At 64.1% G+C, this 18,633-nt stretch carries 19 protein-coding genes; 9 read left to right on the top strand and 10 right to left on the bottom strand.

The window, feature by feature from the left end; translation table 11 throughout:
• Window positions 1-3: 3 nt before the first annotated feature.
• On the bottom strand, window positions 4-483 hold the full coding sequence (locus tag IEX50_RS09035) for a winged helix-turn-helix transcriptional regulator (protein ID WP_229673844.1): 480 nt from the start codon (window positions 481-483) through the stop codon (window positions 4-6).
• 11 nt (window positions 484-494) lie between these two features.
• Between IEX50_RS09035 and IEX50_RS09030 the strand changes: the two genes are divergently transcribed.
• From IEX50_RS09030 to IEX50_RS09020, 3 genes are all read left to right on the top strand, one after another.
• Entirely contained in the window at window positions 495-1,337 is an 843-nt protein-coding gene (locus IEX50_RS09030; RefSeq protein WP_157176787.1) for an enoyl-CoA hydratase/isomerase family protein, read from the top strand.
• 186 nt (window positions 1,338-1,523) lie between these two features.
• Window positions 1,524-2,315: an SDR family NAD(P)-dependent oxidoreductase gene (locus IEX50_RS09025; protein WP_157176788.1), complete on the top strand. Its 792-nt coding sequence runs from the start codon at window positions 1,524-1,526 to the stop codon at window positions 2,313-2,315.
• Window positions 2,308-2,946, top strand: a complete 639-nt coding sequence (locus IEX50_RS09020) for a TetR/AcrR family transcriptional regulator (protein WP_157176789.1) — start codon at window positions 2,308-2,310, stop codon at window positions 2,944-2,946. The genes IEX50_RS09025 and IEX50_RS09020 overlap by 8 nt, the downstream gene beginning before the upstream one ends.
• 75 nt (window positions 2,947-3,021) lie before the next feature.
• On the opposite strand, the gene IEX50_RS09015 is transcribed toward IEX50_RS09020, so the two are convergent.
• A complete protein-coding gene (locus tag IEX50_RS09015; protein WP_157176790.1) occupies window positions 3,022-3,876 on the bottom strand; it encodes a helix-turn-helix transcriptional regulator in 855 nt (284 codons plus the stop codon).
• Between the two features lie 92 nt (window positions 3,877-3,968).
• On the opposite strand from IEX50_RS09015, the gene IEX50_RS09010 reads away from it, so the two are divergent.
• From IEX50_RS09010 to IEX50_RS08995, 4 genes are all read left to right on the top strand, one after another.
• Complete coding sequence (locus tag IEX50_RS09010; RefSeq protein ID WP_157176791.1) at window positions 3,969-4,868, top strand: SDR family oxidoreductase; 900 nt, start codon at window positions 3,969-3,971, stop codon at window positions 4,866-4,868.
• A gap of 242 nt (window positions 4,869-5,110) precedes the next feature.
• Window positions 5,111-5,638, top strand: coding sequence for a DUF4437 domain-containing protein (locus IEX50_RS09005; RefSeq protein WP_157176792.1), 528 nt, complete (start codon window positions 5,111-5,113; stop codon window positions 5,636-5,638).
• 317 nt (window positions 5,639-5,955) lie between these two features.
• Complete coding sequence (locus tag IEX50_RS09000; RefSeq protein WP_157176793.1) at window positions 5,956-6,867, top strand: LysR family transcriptional regulator; 912 nt, start codon at window positions 5,956-5,958, stop codon at window positions 6,865-6,867.
• Between the two features lie 272 nt (window positions 6,868-7,139).
• Window positions 7,140-7,907, top strand: a complete 768-nt coding sequence (locus IEX50_RS08995) for an SDR family NAD(P)-dependent oxidoreductase (protein WP_157176794.1) — start codon at window positions 7,140-7,142, stop codon at window positions 7,905-7,907.
• A gap of 142 nt (window positions 7,908-8,049) precedes the next feature.
• Here the strand turns inward: IEX50_RS08995 and IEX50_RS08990 are convergent, their stop codons facing one another.
• Window positions 8,050-8,967, bottom strand: coding sequence for an AraC family transcriptional regulator (locus IEX50_RS08990; RefSeq protein ID WP_157176795.1), 918 nt, complete (start codon window positions 8,965-8,967; stop codon window positions 8,050-8,052).
• A gap of 206 nt (window positions 8,968-9,173) precedes the next feature.
• On the opposite strand from IEX50_RS08990, the gene IEX50_RS08985 reads away from it, so the two are divergent.
• On the top strand, window positions 9,174-10,223 hold the full coding sequence (locus tag IEX50_RS08985) for an aldo/keto reductase (RefSeq protein WP_157176796.1): 1,050 nt from the start codon (window positions 9,174-9,176) through the stop codon (window positions 10,221-10,223).
• 136 nt (window positions 10,224-10,359) lie between these two features.
• On the opposite strand, the gene IEX50_RS08980 is transcribed toward IEX50_RS08985, so the two are convergent.
• Window positions 10,360-11,277, bottom strand: coding sequence for an NmrA/HSCARG family protein (locus tag IEX50_RS08980; protein ID WP_157176797.1), 918 nt, complete (start codon window positions 11,275-11,277; stop codon window positions 10,360-10,362).
• A gap of 97 nt (window positions 11,278-11,374) precedes the next feature.
• Between IEX50_RS08980 and IEX50_RS08975 the strand changes: the two genes are divergently transcribed.
• Window positions 11,375-11,779: a winged helix-turn-helix transcriptional regulator gene (locus IEX50_RS08975; protein WP_157176864.1), complete on the top strand. Its 405-nt coding sequence runs from the start codon at window positions 11,375-11,377 to the stop codon at window positions 11,777-11,779.
• A gap of 160 nt (window positions 11,780-11,939) precedes the next feature.
• On the opposite strand, the gene IEX50_RS08970 is transcribed toward IEX50_RS08975, so the two are convergent.
• From IEX50_RS08970 to IEX50_RS08945, 6 genes are all read right to left on the bottom strand, one after another.
• Window positions 11,940-13,589, bottom strand: a complete 1,650-nt coding sequence (locus IEX50_RS08970; RefSeq protein ID WP_157176798.1) for a methyltransferase regulatory domain-containing protein — start codon at window positions 13,587-13,589, stop codon at window positions 11,940-11,942.
• A gap of 72 nt (window positions 13,590-13,661) precedes the next feature.
• Window positions 13,662-14,591 (bottom strand): alpha/beta hydrolase, encoded by a 930-nt coding sequence (locus tag IEX50_RS08965; RefSeq protein ID WP_157176799.1) that lies wholly within the window; start codon window positions 14,589-14,591, stop codon window positions 13,662-13,664.
• A 13-nt stretch (window positions 14,592-14,604) separates the two neighbouring features.
• Entirely contained in the window at window positions 14,605-15,231 is a 627-nt protein-coding gene (locus IEX50_RS08960) for a DedA family protein (RefSeq protein WP_157176800.1), read from the bottom strand.
• A 5-nt stretch (window positions 15,232-15,236) separates the two neighbouring features.
• Window positions 15,237-16,037 (bottom strand): MipA/OmpV family protein, encoded by an 801-nt coding sequence (locus IEX50_RS08955; RefSeq protein WP_157176801.1) that lies wholly within the window; start codon window positions 16,035-16,037, stop codon window positions 15,237-15,239.
• A 145-nt stretch (window positions 16,038-16,182) separates the two neighbouring features.
• Window positions 16,183-17,229, bottom strand: a complete 1,047-nt coding sequence (locus IEX50_RS08950; protein ID WP_157176802.1) for an aldo/keto reductase — start codon at window positions 17,227-17,229, stop codon at window positions 16,183-16,185.
• 40 nt (window positions 17,230-17,269) lie between these two features.
• A complete protein-coding gene (locus IEX50_RS08945) occupies window positions 17,270-18,592 on the bottom strand; it encodes an MFS transporter (RefSeq protein WP_229673843.1) in 1,323 nt (440 codons plus the stop codon).
• Window positions 18,593-18,633: the final 41 nt, after the last annotated feature.

The following is an 18,633-nucleotide window of genomic DNA, read 5'->3' as shown; positions in this document are numbered from 1 at the left end:
AAATCAGCCGTCGAGGCGGGCGTCATAATCTTGTTGATGCTGCTGTATCTCAACCATGCGACTGGTCGTCCACGTGAACAAGGCGGCGAACGGCTCGTGAAGAGAGCGGCCCAGCGGCGTCAGGGCATATTCGACGCCCAGCACGCGGCCCTCGATGACGGTGCGAGAAATCATGCCGTTGCGTTCGAGCTTGCGCAGCGTGTGGGTCAGGACACGCTGCGTCACGCCTTCGAGCCGCCGCTTGATCGCATTGAATCGCTGGGGCTCGCGGAGCAGAACCGCCAGCACCATCATCGACCATTTCTCCGCGATCTGGTCGAGGATGGCCCTGCTCGGGCAATCCGCGCGGAAGACGAAATAGTCGTCGGGAAACGGGGTATCGTTCACCATACCAGGGATGCTCGATGTGCGTAATTGATGCGAGGTATCGAATGAATACCTTGTGACGAGGCTTGGGGCAAATCGTCTCTTGCCAGATGCCAACAAGGACGATCATGACCGAGCTCACTTACACCAAATTGCGCGTCACCCTGAATCACAGGGTGGCCAAAGTCGTCATCGACAATCCGCCGATCAACGTTCTCGACGTAACGCTGATGGGCGAGGTGCGTCACCTTCTTGCCTCGCTCCACAACGATCCGGAGATCCGCGTGATCGTTTTCGAAAGCGCCGATCCCGAGTTCTTCGTCGCCCATGTGGACATGACGTTGGGGGAGCAGCCCGAAGCCTTGAAGGCGTTGCAACGCGACGTTCCGACAGGGCTCAATCCGTTTCAGGCATTCGCAGAAGCGCTGCGTGCACAGTCGCAGGTGACAATCGTCAAGCTGGCCGGTCGCGCGCGCGGGGGCGGCGCGGAGTTTGTCGCCGCCGCCGACATGGCGTTCGGCGCGGAAGGGCGTGCCGGACTGGCGCAATGCGAGGCGCTGATGGGCATCATACCCGGCGGTGGTGCTACCCAGTATCTGAGCCAGCGGATGACACGCGGGCGGGCACTCGAGGTCATTCTCGGCGCCGACCTCTTCGATGCCCGGACGGCCGAACGCTATGGCTGGATCAATCGTGCGCTTCCTGCTGATGAACTTGACGACTTCGTCACCCGCATTGCCGAAAACATCGCGGCGTTACCGGATGGCGTCATCGCCGCGGCAAAGCAGGCCGTGCCGCACATCGTTCCCGGCGACGGTTTCGAACGTGAAAGCAAAGCCTGGATGGACCTCATATTCAGGCCGGCGGTCGGTCAGCTCATGACGGATCAGCTGAAGGCGGGCGCCCAGACGCGTGACGGCGAACGCGACCTCGAAAGCCTGCTACGCGGGGTGATCGCGCGTTCCGCCTGAACCGGGTGCCCGAGCGGTCCCTCCGCACCGCTCGGTTTCCCCCAACGAAACGGAGGCCGAGAATGCCGCGTGCCCGATTGGGGTCCCGATCCAGAAGGACTTAAAGCTGCACTTGAAAATCGGTCACCGCGGGACATATGATGACCACTGGTCATATTAGATGACCAGTGGTCATAGGTGGTAGATATGGTAGTGTCCTGGGCGATGGTCACAGGGGCGTCGGGCGGATTGGGCGAGGCGATTGCCCGCCAGCTCGGCGCACGCGGCATGAACCTTCTGCTGACCGCACGCTCGGTCGACAGGCCGGAGACGATCGCCGCGTCTATACGAGCAGACAGCGGCGTCGAGGTGCGGACCTGTCCAGCCGATCTGTCGCAGCCTGGAGCCGCCGATGCGCTCGACCAATGGCTTGGCGAAAACGGCATCGAACCGGACGTGCTGGTCAACAATGCGGGCTTCGGAATGCACGGAGCGTTCGTGGAACAGGACTTCGATCGGTTGCGCGCCATGATCCAACTCGACGTGATGGCGCTGACCGAACTCACCCATCTGCACGCCCGGCGGATGCGCGTGCGGGGCGGTGGCCATATCCTGTTGGTGGGCAGCATGGCAGCCTACCAACCCGTGGCCCTGCTCAGCGCCTATGCCGCCGCCAAGGCCTATGTCCTGGCATTCGGCGAGGCGCTGCACGTCGAGCTGGCGCCGATCGTCACCGTCACGGTCCTGTCGCCCGGTCTTATGGACACGGGCTTCAACGCCGCATCCGGCTACAGCACGCCGGCGTCGTTGAAGCGCATGGAGATGTTACCGGCCGACGTGGCGCGGATCGGCCTCGACGCCCTGTTCGCGGGCAAGTCGGGGGTCATCGCCGGACGACTGAACAAGGTCATGGCGCTTGCCAGTCGCGTGGTCCCGCGGCACTTTTCGGCGAGGAGCCAGTACGACATCGCGATGCGACAGGGCCGCCAGAGTGGCTAAAAAGGCGTTCGCCCGCGAAGACAAGGACGACCGTCGCCGGCTGATCCTTGCCACTGCCGCCCGACTGTTCCTGGAAGGGGACGGAACCCTGCCGTCCGCCGCCCGGATCGCCGCGGCCTGCGACTTGGCCAAGGGAACGATCTATCTCTACTTCAACACCAAGGGCGCAATCTTCGCGACCTTGCAAACGGACGGCTGGCGCGGTCTGCGCGACGCGGTGGATCGGGTGACCGCGACGGTAACCGCGACCCCCGACGCGATGGTCGCCGCAATCATCGCGGGCTTGGTAGACCATCTTCGCCGCCATCCCGAACTGCTGTCGCTGGACGCACTCGGCCATGGCGTGATCGAACCCAACATGGTTGTCGGCGAATTGGCAGCGTTCAAAGCGAGACAAATGGCCATGCTGGCCGTCGCCGCCGATCGCCTGGACCACGTGCTCGCGCTGCCGGCCGGCAAGGGGTTGAAGATGTTGCTGCGCAGCTATGCGCTGATCCGGGGGATGTGGCAGTCGCTGCCGTCCAGCGCCGCCACCGAGACTGCGTTCGACTTCCATGCAGAGGTGGCCGAAGCGCTGCACGAATATTGGCGAGGCGCGCTCGCCGGCCACAGCTTCCAGATTGGAACGTAGAGCAGCGGGGCGCACATGGTCCCGGAACCCGTCCCGGTCGCGGACCAGGCGAAGAATTGGCGGCGGTGAACGGGGCTATCCCCGTTCGGTCGTGGCATCGGAACGTTCGGATACGAGCGCCTGAATTCGGTCCGCAACGAGACCGCTGACCGGATTGTAGATCACCATCGACAGATCAGGGCGTCCGTCCACCGCGAACGCCGAATATTCGAGCGTGATCAGGCCGAGACAAGGGTGCCGGCGCTGCTTTAGACCGTCGCCATGCCCGCGGACGTCGTTGTCCTGCCACATGGCGGCGAACTCCGGGCTGAGCCGGCTGAGTTCCTCCACCAGCGGCACGACCTCGGCCAACGCACCGGCGCGCGCCGACTCCGCCCGGAAAACCGCAACGACGTAGCGGGCGACGCTCTCCCAATCGGGCTGGGTGGCCCGGCTGTGCGGATCGCCGAAGATCAGGCGGAGGATATTCCGCTCGCTTGGCTCCAGTGCAGCATAGTCGGTCAGGACCACGGCGGCGGCCTTGTTCCAGGCGACGACATCCCAAGTCGCGGTGCGGATGAAGGCGGGGCTCGCCGTCATAGAGTCCAGCACGCGCTGAAGTCGTGGTGTTACGCCGTTGGGCGCTCGATAGCGTACATCCGGCATCCGTCCGAGCCCGAGCAGGAAGACGTGCTCGCGCTCGGCCTCGGTCAACATCAGCGCCTGAGTGATGCGATCGAGCACGCTTGCCGACGGCGCACCGCCGCGGCCTTGCTCGAGCCAGGTGTACCAGGTCGTGCTGATGTTGGCGCGCTGCGCCACCTCCTCACGACGGAGCCCGGCGGTCCGGCGTCGCGCAGGCGGCAGACCCAGTGCAGCCGGATTCAGCCTCCCTCGTCGGTCCTTGAGATAAGCGCCGAGCGCGCTTTCATGCGCCGAATCGGAGTCCATCCTGTTAAGCCTTATACCCGGATAATGTCCCTACTTTACCCTCTTAGCTCGATCCTATCTAGAAGTGATCATCAAGTCAGTGGAGAAAGATCATGCGCGTATTCGTGACGGGTGCGACCGGTTTTGTCGGCTCTGCCGTTGTCGCAGAATTGCTCGGTGCCGGGCACCAAGTCCTGGGACTGGCCCGCTCGGAAGCCTCGGCCGAGGCGTTGATGCAGGCCGGCGCCGACGTCCAGCGGGGATCGCTTGAGGATCTGCAAAGCCTGAAGGCCGGCGCGGCGGACGCGGACGCGGTAATCCACACCGCTTTCGATCACGACTTCACGCGCTTTGCCGAGAACAGCCAGGCGGATCGGCAGGCGATCGAGGCGCTGGGCGAGGCGCTGATCGGGACGGAGCGCCCGCTGCTGGTGACCGCGGGGGTCGCGCTGCTCGCGCCGGGCCGAGTTGCGGTCGAGGCGGACAGGCCACCTGCCGATCCCGACTACCCGCGGCAATCCGAAGCCGCTGCGGCGGCGCTGGTCGAGCGCGGCGTCCGCGCGTCGGTCGTCCGCCTGCCGCCGTCAGTGCACGGAGTGGGCGATCATGGCTTCGTGCCGATGCTGGCGGCGATCGCGCGCGAGAAGGGCGTCTCGGCCTATATCGATGATGGCGAGAACCGCTGGACGGCGGTTCACCGGCTCGACGCTGCGCAGGTCTACCGGCTTGCCCTCGAACACGGCGCGACGGACCGGGCCTATCATGCCGTCGCCGAGGAGAGCATCCCGTTCCGGGCGATTGCGGAAGCGGTCGGCCGTCAGCTCGGACTGCCGGTGCGGTCGGTGTCGCATGAGTCTGCGGCCGAACATTTCGGCTGGTTTACGATGTTCGCCAGCATGGACACGCCTGCGTCGAGCGAGCGTACCCGGACGCTGCTGGGGTGGTCACCGACCGAAGTCGGGCTGCTCGCCGAACTCGAACGTCCCGGGTATTTCGAGCCGGCCGCCGCCTGAGCACCTTCATCCTGTGGGTCATGCGGAATCAAGTCTGACTGCATCGCCATGACGGCCCCCGGAACACGTCTTGGCCAGCTCTGCTATCGACGGCGTGCTGGCCGGGACGCTCGGGTGGTGCAACAGGCTGTTGGCCGCGAAAGGACCAGAGTGGTCATAGGCGTATCGAGCCGCGGCCGGCAGCGCGCCTCGACTGCGATAGTGCAAAGTTTCCTCCATGCCGCGCTCGGAAAGGATCTCCTATGCGCAGTATAGTTCGTGGACTGACCGTTTCGATCGTGCCGGCTGTCGCGCTGATGGCCCTCACGCCAGCGAACTCGGACACCTCACGGGCGTCCGCCGCGCCGCAAGCGCAGCTGCCAAGCACGACGCTGCCTGTCACCCCCAACGGGATGATCGTCGCGCCGGCGGAGACGCTGGTTCGTTTCCGCCCACTCATCGCCTCCAGTCCGAACGGGCCAAATATTCTAGAACTCGAAGGCGATTCGAGGCGGGGACCATCCGTAACGCTGTTCCGTTACACGAACGGTTACACGGGCAGCCGGACGCTCCACACCCACAGCCATACCTATCGCAGCATCCTCATAGAGGGTCAGATGAAGCACTGGGACGCGAGCGGGAATGAGGCGACCGCGCCCGTCCTCGACCCAGGGTCCTATTGGCGTCAGCCGCGCGGCCAGCTTCATGCCGACCATTGTCTCAGCCATCGTTGCGTCGCGCTCGTGACCTTCGAAGGTGCCATCGACGCGGACTTCCCCGGTCCTCACTGAGGCCAGGGGCACACCACCGCCGAGACGATTACAGGGTCTCGACGAGCCCGCAGTACGGGTTCGCAGCGGACCGACGATAACATCGTGCGTCCGCACTGAAAAAGGTTAGCGCTTCATCGCGATAGCACGCGACACAGTCGATCGCAGATGCGGCCGAAAGCGTATTCCAAAGATCCCTTGTCTGAAGCATCGAGATGCGCCGCCTCATTGTGACCTCGCGCGGTGCGACGCGGGCAAAGTGTATCCCCTGATAACAGGGTGCATTGCGGCGACTGGGTCGCTGATCGAGATTATGCTGCCGGTCAGGGAGAGACGGAATGACGGACGACATCGGCGAACTGAAGGCGTTCGTGGCCGTTGCGGGTGCGGGTGGGTTTCGCGAGGCGGCGCGCCTGTTGCAGGCAAGCCCGTCCGGCCTGAGCGAAGCGGTCCGTCGCCTGGAAACCCGGTTGGGCGTGCGCCTGCTGCACCGGACGACGCGCAGCGTGCTTCCCACCGAGCAGGGCGAGCGTCTTCTCGAGCGGGCCGCGCCGGCCTTTGCCGAACTGGCCGATGCGCTGAAGACCGTGGCATCGGCGCGCGATCAACCCGCCGGCGTCCTGCGCCTCAATGTGCCGACCAACGCCGCCCGTCTATTCCTGCCGCGCGTCGTGCCGCGCTTTCTTCAGCGCTATCCTGAAATATCCGTCGAGGTAATGGCCGAAAGTGGCCTGGTCGATGTCCTAGCGGCCGGATGCGACGCCGGGATACGCTACGACGACCGGCTCGCACAGGACGTGATCGCGATACCCATCGGCCCGCGCCGGCAACGCTTCGCGACTGCGGCGTCCCCCGTCTATCTCGAACGCCATGGTCGGCCGCAACATCCACACGACCTCCTGAAGATGGACTGTATGCGGGGACGGTTCGGTCGCGGGAACCTGGAGGTTTGGGAGTTTGAGCGCGGCACAGAGGCGTGTCGCATCGAACCGAAGGGACCGCTGATCTACAGCGCCGGAACCGCGGTCGATATCGGGGTCGCGTCGGCGATCGCCGGTCTGGGCGTCGTGCACCTGTTCGAGGATTGGCTGCAGCCGTATCTCGACAGCGGCGAACTCGAACCTGTGTTGCAACCTTGGTGGCAGTGGTTTTCAGGACCCTATCTCTATTATTCGGGTCGCCAGCTCGTGCCATCGCCCCTCCGGGCCTTCATCGATTTCCTCAAGTCGGACGAGCGGGGGGCTTCGTAGGACAGCATTATAACATCGCGTCAACGCGCATCATGCTGGATACTGTCGAATAACCTACCGAGATCTGTACAGGTCGTGCGGAACCGTGAACGGCGGCGGACTATTGGGCGGTAGTCGGGGCCGGTCGGCGACGGTTTAGATGGCTAGCGTTCGTTCCAGCGAACAGACCTGTGCATCGTCCAGCAGCTTATTGGGACAGCGTGCTTCGCCTACTTCCGTTTTCGGCCGCCTTGAGGCGGACTGGTCCAACAAGGAACGGGAAGACGAAGATGATGGACGAAGTTCATGGCAAGGTCGCGCTGGTGACCGGCGGCAACCGCGGGATCGGCAAGGAAATCGCGCTCGCTTTGGCCCGGGCGGGCACGGATGTGGCGATCACCTACCGATCGAACGAGGAAGAGGCACTGTCCGTGTTGGAGGACATTCGCCGGATGGGGAGACGGTCGGCGGCGCTCAGGCTCGACCTCAATCAATTGGCGGATCTGGACGGCTTCATCGACGCGTTCGGGTGGCTGCTGGCGCGGGATTTCGGCGGCCGGCAGCTTGATTACCTCGTGAACAACGCCGGGTTCGGCAAGGCGATACCGATCGAAAAGCTGACCTTCGCGGACTTCGACACCTTCAACGACGTCCATTTCAAGGGCGTCGTGTTCCTGACCCAAAAGGTGCTTGCGATGATGCGCGACAATGGCGGCGTCGTCTTCATCACGGCGGCAGGCGACCGCTACAACGTGCCAGGCTACGCCGCCTATGCTGCCTGCAAAGGCGCGATCGAGGTGTTCTCGCGCTATGTCGCCAAGGAATATGGCGCGCGCGGGATCCGCTCGAACAGCGTCGCGCCGGGTGGGATCGTGACCGATTTCAACAATGCCGCGATCCGAAGCAACGCGCAGGCACAGGCGTACATCATAGGTCAGACGCCGATGGGCCGGTTGGGTCATGCAGACGATATCGGTGATGTCGCCGCCTTCCTGTGCAGCGATGCCGCGCGGTGGATGACCGGCCAGCGCCTCGAGGTGACCGGCGGTTTCAACCTCTAGATCAGAAAGGGGCGCTTGCAGCGCCTGTCCGGGCGGAACGTTACAGCATCGCGGGCCGAGATCGGTCGTCGGACCGGCCGGCCCGCGCCAATCCATGTATTTTCGTCACCGGAACGGCTTGTTCGCACTGCGCCGTGGCCACTTACCGCTGCGTCACGGTCGCAGTCGCCTGGACCGAACGTCTGAGGCCGGCGATGCTGGAGATCGGAGGCTGTCCGAAGGCTCGACGATATTCGCGGCTGAATTGAGACGGACTTTCGTACCCGACATCATAAGCCGCCGAGGCAGCGTCCAACCCGCTCACGATCATCAGGCGACGCGCTTCGTTGAGTTGCAGATGTTTGCGATATTGGACCGGGCTCATCGTTGTTATCGTCTTGAAGTGGCGATGAAGCGTGGACACGCCCATGCGTGCAATTTCGGCGAGCGCATGGGTGGATTGCCGCTCGCGAAAGTTCTGCCTGAGCCAATCAAGCGCGCGGACCACCCCGCTCGAAGTGCCTTCGATCGAAGCGAGGGTCCGCAGGCGCGGGCCGATCGGGCTGGTGATCAGGCGGTAGATCAGCTCGCGCTGGACGGACTCGGCGAACAGTCCGATTTCGGCCGGCCGTTCATCAAGGCGACAGAGACGTAACAGCGGATCGAGCAGATCCGCAGTTACGTCCGCCCGAGCAATGCCGAGCGGCGTCGCCGCGTCGATCTCCTCGACGCCGGCAACCGCCAGCAGCGCGCGGACAACGGCGAGGTCGATCCCGAGCAGAATGCCGAGATAGGGCGCCGTTGGGCTGGCCTGCGTGACCCACGCGGTGACCGGCAGATCGATCGAAGTCAGGAGAAACTGCGTGCTGCCGTAATCGAATGTGTGATTGCCCAGCACGACCCTCTTCCTGCCGGCGACAACCAGTGACAGGCTGGCATCCATCACCCCGACATGGGGGGGCGTCGGCGCCGTGTGACGGTGGAAGGTGAGGCCGGGCACGCGACTTCGCGTGGCGCCATGATCCGGCGCCCACCGATCGAATCCGGTGATCAGGGATCGCCGCAAATCTTCGATCATCATTTTAGGCGATCTCTCGAAATGGTAGACCGGACCCGTGGTGCCGGAGGGCGAAAGACTAGGTCGTTCAGGCCCCGCCGACAATCAGAAGCGCTCGGAAAAGAGAGGATTGGGCAATCATTTGGTGAGTTCGTGCTACTGCTGCCTTGTCGTATTCCGTTAGATCATCATCGGCGCACGATCTTCTACCGTGCCGATGGAGATGACGTATGCGATACAATATGTTCGGTCGGACAGGGCTGCTGGTATCGGAGTTGAGCCTCGGCACAATGACGTTCGGCATCAGCCAGTGGGGCGGCATCGGGGGCGTCGATCAGGCGGGCGCCGACCAGCTCGTTCGGTGCGCACTCGACGCCGGCGTCAACCTGCTCGACACGGCCGACGTCTACTCTGGTGGCCAGTCCGAGGAGATGACCGGCACGGCACTCCGCAACCTTGGTATCGCGCGGCAGGACGTGCTGGTCGCAACCAAGACGTTCGGACAAGCGAGCGACGCCCCGAACGACCGTGGCGCTTCGCGGGCGCATATCATCGACAGCCTTCACGCCAGTCTGAAGCGGATGCAGCTCGATCATGTCGACCTCTACCAACTGCATGGCTTCGACCCGCTCACCCCGATCGAAGAGAGCCTGCGCGCGCTCGATCATCTCGTTCGCCAGGGCGCGGTCCGCTATATCGGCGTGTCGAACTGGGCGGCGTGGCAGATCGCGCAGGCCATGGGAATGACCGAGCGACTCGGTCTGGCTCCTCTCGCAAGCGTACAGGCCTATTATTCACTCGCCGGGCGCGAGATCGAGCACGAGATTGCCCCCTTCCTCGCGGCGACCGGCCTGGGTCTTGTCTGCTGGAGTCCGCTGGCCGGCGGAATGTTAAGTGGCAAGTTCGACCGCGATACTGAAGGGAATGACTCGAGCCGACGCGCGACCGTGCCATTCCCGCCGGTTGACGTCGACCGCACCTACGACCTGATCGACGAGCTGCGCACGATCGCCCGGTCGCACGGTGCCTCGGTCCCGCAAGTCGCACTGGCCTGGCTGCTCCACCGCGAGATCGTCTCGACCGTGCTGCTCGGCGCGAAGCGGGTCGATCAGTTGGAGGACAATCTGGGCGCGACCGCAATCGAGCTGTCGCAGGCCGATCTCGATCGTCTCGAGACCGCGAGCAAGCTCGCGCCGGTCTACCCGCAGTGGATGCAGTCCATATTCGATGGCGGGCGGGGCGAACAGATCGCTGCTTTGGGCCAACGCAGCCGTCGATGATCGCGGCGGAGGCGATCGGCGCGTCCGGGCGGAGCATGGTGGAGCGAGTGTCGGGGGCGTGATCGCATACTCGACACCGACGGGGCTGGTCTGCCCCTCCGCTTTCAACTGACGGCAAAGCGGAGAGGCGAGGTCATCATGCGTTGTTGTATTCCCATGTGCCGCTCGTACCCAGCGCGTGTTCGAATGACTTTCGACCATTGCCGGCGAGCCATGTCGTGAACGATTGCATCTCGGGATTAATCTGACGCAGCATATCGAGGTCGGCGTGTCCGGCGAGCGGACCTTCATCCAGCAAGGCGGTCAGCTTGCTCAGAAATTGGTTCGCGGCAAGGACGGCGTCCGGGAACCGCGCGTATGTAATCGGGCGACCGGCCGCCTTCGTGAACAGCGTCTCCAGATCGTGGCCCGTAACGGTATCGCTCGCAATCTCGAACGTCGTTCCGCCAAATCGCGCCGGATCGTTGAAGACCGCAGCGACGAACTTGCCGATGTCTTCCACGGCGATGAACTGCATAGATTGGTCCGGCTTGGGAAAGAAGGTGAAGTGTCCTTCGTCCAGCCCGAAACCCGGCATCACCAGCATCTCCATGAAAGCAGCCGGGCGTACGATGGTCGATGTCATGGGCAGCGTGCGGATATGAGCTTCGATCCGAGCCTTGCTGTCGAAATGCCCCAGCCCCGTCGGCTTGTCACCGACGGCCGCGCCCGAAGTGTAGACGAAGTGTTCGACGCCGCTCCCGTTGGCCAGATCGGCGATACTGATACCGTAACGGACCTCATCCTCATCGCTCAGTTCGCCTCCGGGCGAACTGGGTTGCACGCTGAAAACGCCGTGAACGCCTTCCATGGCATGCTGGATGGCGGCGGTATCGGCCAAATTACCCTGTACGAGTTCGGCGCCGGCATCGCGAAGCGCGACTGACTTCGCCGAGGCGGTATCCCGAACGAGCGCACGAACGGGCCAGCCTGCCTTCAGAAGTGCCGCCGTAACCGACCCGCCTTGCTGACCGGTCGCGCCAAAGACCAGGATCGAATTTTTGATATCGGACATGATGAACCTCTGCATCTACAAGGGTTGCCCATATATACTGATGGCAAGTTGCTGAAAGACGGCACAAGCTTCGCCCTCAGGCACAGGAATGATACCCGTGGACAAGTTGATTCATGGTCGACCCTATGAGGAGACGAACGAGGGGCCCCGGTTCAGGCCGTGCGTTCCCAACGGCGTTCTCGCGCGGCTCGGCGACAAATGGACGATCCTGGTCATGTCGCATCTTGCGGTCGCGTCCGGGCACCGGCTGCGCTTCTCGGCGCTCAAGAACGGGATCGAAGGGATAACGCAGCGGATGCTGACGCTTACCGTCCGCAATCTGGAGCGCGACGGCCTGCTGGTGCGACATTATTTCCCCGAGGTGCCGCCGCGCGTTGAATATGAACTTACCGAAATGGGTGCCAGTATGCTGCCCGCTCTGGAGGGCTTCACGTCTTGGATACGGGAGAATTGGCCTGAAATCGCCAAGACGCGCGCGGCCTATGATGAGGCGCAGCAGTGAATGTGATCCGAAGGTTTCGCGATTCTAAAGCAACCGCCGAACATTTCGCGTCCGGCGGTCGTCCTATGTCCCTTGGGTCACGGCATCTAGCGCTGTCCAGATCGGCTGGTACTTTCGCAATCCGGGCAGTCGGCATTGCGAGCCGCTGCAGTTAGCAAGCTCAAGACGATGCCCGTCCAGGATTTACGGAGACATAGCCGGCGGGGTTCGGACGTTGGCCGATCATGGCCGTTGGCTTTTCCCGGTGGGGTCGGGACACGTCGCGGGCGGGCAGGATCTCGAGCGCGGCCAGCAGCGGAGCGTGACCTTCCCGTTCGAACTTCTCCGCCAGCCCCTTGAACTGGGCGATCGCCTCGTCGCCCATCTGGACGCGTTTGCCTTCCCTCATCAGGTCACCGCCGTTGGCCTCGAAAACGGCGTTCAGGTAGAGCGCCTGATCCGTCGGGGTCGTCATGCCGGCCAGCCTGGCGAGTATGACCATCTGGTGATCCTGGGGTGCGTGTTTCCCGCCACCGAGGACGGGCGACGCCAGAACCGAGATATCACCGGTCGCGAGCGCGCGCTGGCAGAGGTGCTGGTTCAACGCATCGCACCGCTTGCGGTCTAGGTCCGTCGGGATACGAGCGGGTTGCACGTAACCGAGGCCGGTCAGCATGAGCAGCGCACTCAGGATCTTGCGAACATCGAAGCCCCCCATTCCCGGAAACTCGCAGAGTTCGGAGATCGTCTTCGCCACGTAGCGCCGGGCGGCTAGTGCCTCGATCAGCGGCCCGTAGATATGTTCGTCGAGCTCGAGGTCACCCACCGGTGTGGAATGTTCCAGTTTCGTCAGTTCCTTAGGGACCGTCAGCGTGAAGCGTTCCTGATTCCACACGGTGCGAGCTTCTATCCCGACCAACTGACGCGGCCCCTTGACGAAGATGTCCATGCGGAACTTCTGATTGACGACATAATCCCTGACAGTCTGCTTCAGCAGAGGATGCTCGATGTCGGCGATGAGCTGGCGGGTCGGCAGATCCATCGAGAACTCGTCGATATGATCGAGGAGGCGTGCTGCGGCCGCGAAGGACAGCTTCGCTTCGCTCAGGGACGCCGCGACATCCGCAAAGGTCGTGATGTTCCAGTCCTGATTGAGATATTCGTGACCCAGATAATTGCGGTTCTGGCTTTGGAGGCCCCGAACAAACTGTTCCAGAACGGGGTTTTCGGTGAAATAGGCCGCTCCGGATGCGGCGACCTTCTGGACGTAGCGCAGCGCGCCATCGATCTGTCCGGCCGCTCCGCCGATCTCCGAACCCGCATACCGCATGTGCTGTGCCATCAAATGCCGGACGGGCATTTGCGCAGCCCAACCGGGCTGGCAATTGTAGCTGAGACACACCAAGCCACCGACGCGCAGGTTGTTGCGAACGATGTCGCAGATCAGCGAGCGGTTCCGTTCGGATATCCAGCTCCAGACGCCGTGCAGCACGATGAAGTCAAAGATGGGAAGGTCGTCCCGCGCCGCGAATTCCGCAAACGAGTCGTCGAACAGGCAAAGGTCCGCGCCCGAGGCGTCGGCCAGCGTCGCCGCATGCGCGGCGTGCGACGGGTTGAAGTCGGTGCCCCAGAACGCGCCGCCGGACGCCGCGGCATGGACGTTGATTGAGACGCCCTGCCCGAAACCCAGTTCGAGGTAGACCGGATCCTTGACCGGGGGCGGTTGAATGCCTGCTGCGATGCAGGTGAGGCGAAGCATCGCCGGGTTCATCTCCCGATAATAGCCGTGTGTATAATCGAGGCCGGTGAAGTAACCTTCGGTCCAGTTCATATCACGGTCCTTCACTCAGCGGGCGCAGCCGACCGAAAAGTGGCGCGCAAAGTAGGAGAAGATTATGAGCCACTATAGCCAGACACGGAAAAATGCGCCGAGCCGGTCCGTCGCCTGATCAACATATTCGGGTTTGTCGTACAATTCGTAATGCCCGGCGCCGGCGATGACGGTGAAGTCCTTCCGGTTGCGCGCCCGGTGCCAGAGGTCCTCGCCATCCTCGTAGGAAAAGGTGGTGCCTCGCCGCCCTGCAACGATCACCTGCAGCGGTTGCGGCAATAGCTCCGCGACAAGATGAAACGCGTCGAAACCGAGCAGCAAGGCGTTGCTGCGGAAGAGCAGACGGTTGCTCGCGTTGGCGTTGTAGCCGGGCGGGGTGCGATAATAGGCGATCGCCTCCAGCGTATCGGGATCGACGATCCCGGCTGCCTCGGCGTCATCGAGGCTGTCCGGAAGCCACGGATCGCGGCGTTCCGCCCCGCCGCGCGCTTCGGCGGTGCGTTGCCGCCCGACAGCAGCGAGGGTCTCATCGATCGCGCCGTCCGTGACCTGCGCCTGTCGAAAGGCTCGCCCGATGTTCACCGGAACGACGGTGCCGACCGCCTTGATCCGGCGCTCGGTCAAGGCGGCTTTGACGGCATAGCCACCCCCCGCGCAGATGCCGAGCACACCGATCCGCTCTTCGTCGACATAGGCGAGAGTCACGAGGTAATCGATCGCGCAGCAAACGTCCTCGACCCGCGCGGACGGGTCTTCGAGGTCGCGTGGCTCTCCGCCGCTCTCACCTTGATAGGACGGATCGAAAGCGAGGGCGACAAAGCCCTTGGCGGCCAACCTGGCGCCGTAGGTGGCGCCGATCTGCTCCTTCACGCTGCTCCCCGGCGTGACGATGACGATCGCCGGATAGATGCGGCTCTCGTTGAAGCCGTGTGGCAGGTGCAGGACGCCGATCACGTCGACCGGTCCCGCCTCGAACGACACAATTCGGGTTTCGTCGGCCATTTCATTCTCCGGTTCAACGGTAAGCAGGGGTGGTCGACGCGAGCCGCATCCGCCGGTGCCTGGCCAGACGGGTCACGATGAAGAAACCGGCCAACAGGGCGAGGATGGTTGCGCTCACCACCGTCGCATTGGTCGGGCCTCCCAACTGCACCATCACGAAGCCGATCGCGATGAACGTGGTGTTCCAGACGGTGAGTCCGGCCAGGGTCGCCACCGAGAGCCGCCGCCAGTCGTGCGGCGTGGCGCCAGCGATCAGCGGTGCCACGAGCCGCGCGGCGGGCAGGAGCTGCGCGACGAACGGCAGTGCGCCGCTCCGGCGTTGCAGGCCGCGCAGATAACGACCGAGACGGTCGCGACGGCGCAGCAGCCGGCGGATGCGGATCGCCCGCCCTTCTCCAGCCGCGAGCCGGATGCCCAGCCGATAGGTGGCGAACGCGCCCGCGCCACTGCCCAGGACGGACAGGATGATGGCGGCAGGCAGGCCCCATGCCCCCTCCGCCGCAGCGACGCCGATCGCGGCGTAGAGGCCATGGGAGGGCAGAACCGGTACGATCCGCTCGAAGAGCGCCATGAGGAAGACGCCTGCGATCCCCAGCGGGGCTGCGAACAGCAGGATGTTGCCGAGCGGATCGTCCGTCACGGTCGTCAGAACCGGTAGGAGAGCATGACGCCGGCGGCAGGCTGCCACCGGCTGCCCTCGTCGGTGATCGGACTGTCAGCGATGTCGCCGACCAGATAACTCGCACCGGCGCGTGCCGTGATGCCGACCTGGGGGCTGAACCAGTAACCGGCCGTCACGCCCGCGCCGACGTCCCTGATCCCTGCGTCCGGACGATAAGCGGCGAGGCCGCTGGCCCTAGCGCCGGCGGCATCAATGCCGAAATATGTGCGGGTATAGTCCTGGTCCGCCCAGGTGGTCTGCGCGCCGAAGGAGAGCGAGACGTCCGCGTTGCGGACGGCCGTGTAGTTGGCGCTTGCGGTGGCGAGGAGGCCGTTATGGGTTTGCGACACGTCGTGGACCACGGAAAGCTCCATCTGGAGCGAGCCCTGACCGAGCTGGTCGCCGCCGATGCGATAGCCGACGAACGCGCCGGCCTCGATCGCGGTGTCGATCTCCGGCAACAACCCAACGCGACCGTCGGCGTCATTGCGCGGAAGACGCACGCCGAGCACCGGTCCGAATGCAAGGCGCGAGTCCGGGACGACATCGACGCGGAGGCCAGTGCCACCCATCTGGACGTTGACGCCGCGCCACTTGATATCGGCGAGGACGAACGGAAGCACGCGCATGTCGCCGGACCCGTCAAATTCGGGAACGACACCGGGGCCGATGGCGACCACGCCGTGCGGCGCGCCGTCGTCAGGAGGACCGGCCTGCGCCTGGGCGACGCCGGCGCTTAGCGCGGCAACACCGCAGGCAAGAATGGTCGGGAGGAGGTTGCGCATGCACGATCCTTTCTGGGAAGGGTGGTAGTAAGGCCACCGACGGGCCCGTTGCCGGACTCTCCGTCGGTGGCCCGCGGGGCCGCCCTGGGGGGAGGGGGCGACCCCGCTACGGAGCTGCGAGACGGGGCATCCCGCAGCTCCGATCTCAATCGGCCGCGGACGCTGCGTTGAGCGGCGGCTTCGATGAAACTGTGCGCGTGCGCTGCATCCAGGCCGGGTATTCCGGCGCCAGCGCGCTGGCGGCCTGAAGCTCGGCAATGTCGGCCGCGGTGAGGACCACCTCGGTCGCGCCGACATTGTCGTCGAGTTGCGCGATGTGCTTGGCGCCGACGATCACGCTGGTGACGTGCGGTTGATGCAGGAGCCAGGCAAGCGCGATCCGGGCGACGCTGACGCCCCGGTGCGCCGCGATGCCTTCCATGACGTCGATCACGGCATAAGCATGATCCATCGGCACCGGTGGAAAGTCGAAGGTCGTGCGCCGGCTGCCATCTTCGCCCGGCTTGTCACGCCCGTACTTGCCGCTGAGCAGGCCGCCGGCCAGCGGGCTCCAGACCAGTAGCCCAAGCTTCTCGGCCTTGATGAGCGGCACGAGTTCGCGCTCGAGATCGCGCCCGGCGAGCGTGTAATAGCTCTGCGTCGTGGCGATCTTGGCGAGGTTCAGGCGTTCGCTGTGACCAAGCGCGCGCGCGATCTGCCACGCCGACCAGTTCGAGACCCCGACATACCGGACCAGTCCCTGCCGCACGAGGATGTCGAGCGCCGCGAGGCTCTCTTCGATCGGGGTGACGGTATCGATGTTGTGAAGCTGATAGAGGTCGATATGGTCGACCTGGAGGCGTTTCAGGCTCGCCTTGACGCTGTCGAGGATATGTCCGCGCGAGTTGCCGGCGTCGTTCGGACCGGTTCCCATCGGCCCGCACACCTTCGTGGCGATCACGACGTCCTCGCGCCGGACCCCGAGGTTCCGGAGCGCCTGGCCGACGATTTCCTCCGACGCCCCGGCCGAGTAGATGTCGGCGGTATCGATGAAGTTGATGCCGTGATCGAGTGCGCGGGAGATCAGTGCCTGCGCATCGTCGAGCTGGACATTGCCCATGTTCGCCCAGACACCCTGGCCGCCGAACGTCATGGTACCGAGGCAGAGTTCGGAGACGAACAGTCCGGTATTGCCGAGGGTCTTGTACTGCATGGAACAGGTCCTTGGTGGGGTTCGGCGGACGGCGAAGCGGTCAGCGCGTTCGCAGCACGACGGCGATGCGGCGGTTGGCGATCAGATAGGCGAGGCCGGTCAGGACGCTGGCGGCGGGTACGATCAGCAGCCCGAACGACAGGCCGCCCGGAACCTGCGCTGCCGTCGCCGCGTCGCTGACCATGCCGACGAACAGCGGCCCGAGCGCCGGCCCGAGCAGACCGGAGGCGATCATGCCGAGACTGGATGCCATCCCTTCATTGCCTTTTCCGGCAACGAGATGGCTGGCGCCGAACGACCATGGCAGCAGGAACGAGAAGGACAGCATGGTTGGCACCATCAAGGCGATGGAGAGCCATGCGACTGGGACGAACAGCGCCGCGCTCATCGTCACGCTGGCGATCAGGAACAGCGCGGCCGGCGGCCCGAGCACACGACCATGACCCGCGCGCACCAGTCGGTCGAACCAGCGTCCGCCACCCAGCGTGCCTATGATGCCCATCAGTCCCTGGAGAAGCCCGAAGGCGAGTCCTGCCTCGCTGGTGCTGAGGCCGTGGGTGCGCATGAGGAAGGGCGCGCCAAAAGCGTAGAAGGGCGCTCCGGCGAACCCGGCCCCGATCGCGCCGATGAACAGCCAACGAAAGCCCGGGGAAGAAATCAGGCGCAAGCTCGATCGAAGAAAGGGCTCGCGGGCGACCGAAACGCTTTTCAGCGGTGGGGTCGGTCCTGCGACCGCAAGCACCAACACCGCGAGGAGCCCGCCTAGCGCGCCGGCGCCGAGCAGCACGGTCTGCCACCCCAGCGTGTCCCCGAGCGCGCCGCCGACGGCAAATCCCGTCATCGTGCCGATCGGGATCCCCATCGAGAAGATGCCAATGGCGAGGCCGCGGCGTTCGGGCGTGATCTTGCGGGCGATCAGCGCATGCCCTGACGGGGTCGCACCGGCTTCGCCAAACGCGACGCCGAACCGCGTGAACGCAAGAAAGAGAAAGCTGGTGGCGAGGCCACCGAGCGCCGTCATTGCGCTCCAGATGACAATGCAAGCCACGAGGACGAGACGTGGTGATCCACGGTCGGAGGCGCGCGCAAGCGGCAGCGACAACAGCCCATAGCATAGCGCGAAGGCTATGCCCGTGAGCAGACCGATCTGCGTATCACTCAACGATAGGTCGGATTTGATGGACTCGGCAAGAATGAATGGAAGTATCCGGTCGATCTGACTGAAAGCACTGACAAGGAATAGCGCGATCAGGAGCAGGATTGCTCGTGCGCTTCCGATATATTCGTCATCCGTATCTTTCCGAACGCTTGAAGCGTAATTTAGGACAGGTATTGACGGGGCTGCGATTTCTGTCATGTTCATCGCTCACCTCGCTTTGTTTGGCACCAGCAAGCTAGAGGGAA

The organism is Sphingomonas prati (assembly GCF_014643515.1).
Lineage (GTDB): Bacteria > Pseudomonadota > Alphaproteobacteria > Sphingomonadales > Sphingomonadaceae > Sphingomonas_R > Sphingomonas_R prati.
Note: the sequence above shows the minus strand (reverse complement) of the source record. Positions and strands in the feature narration are given on the sequence as shown.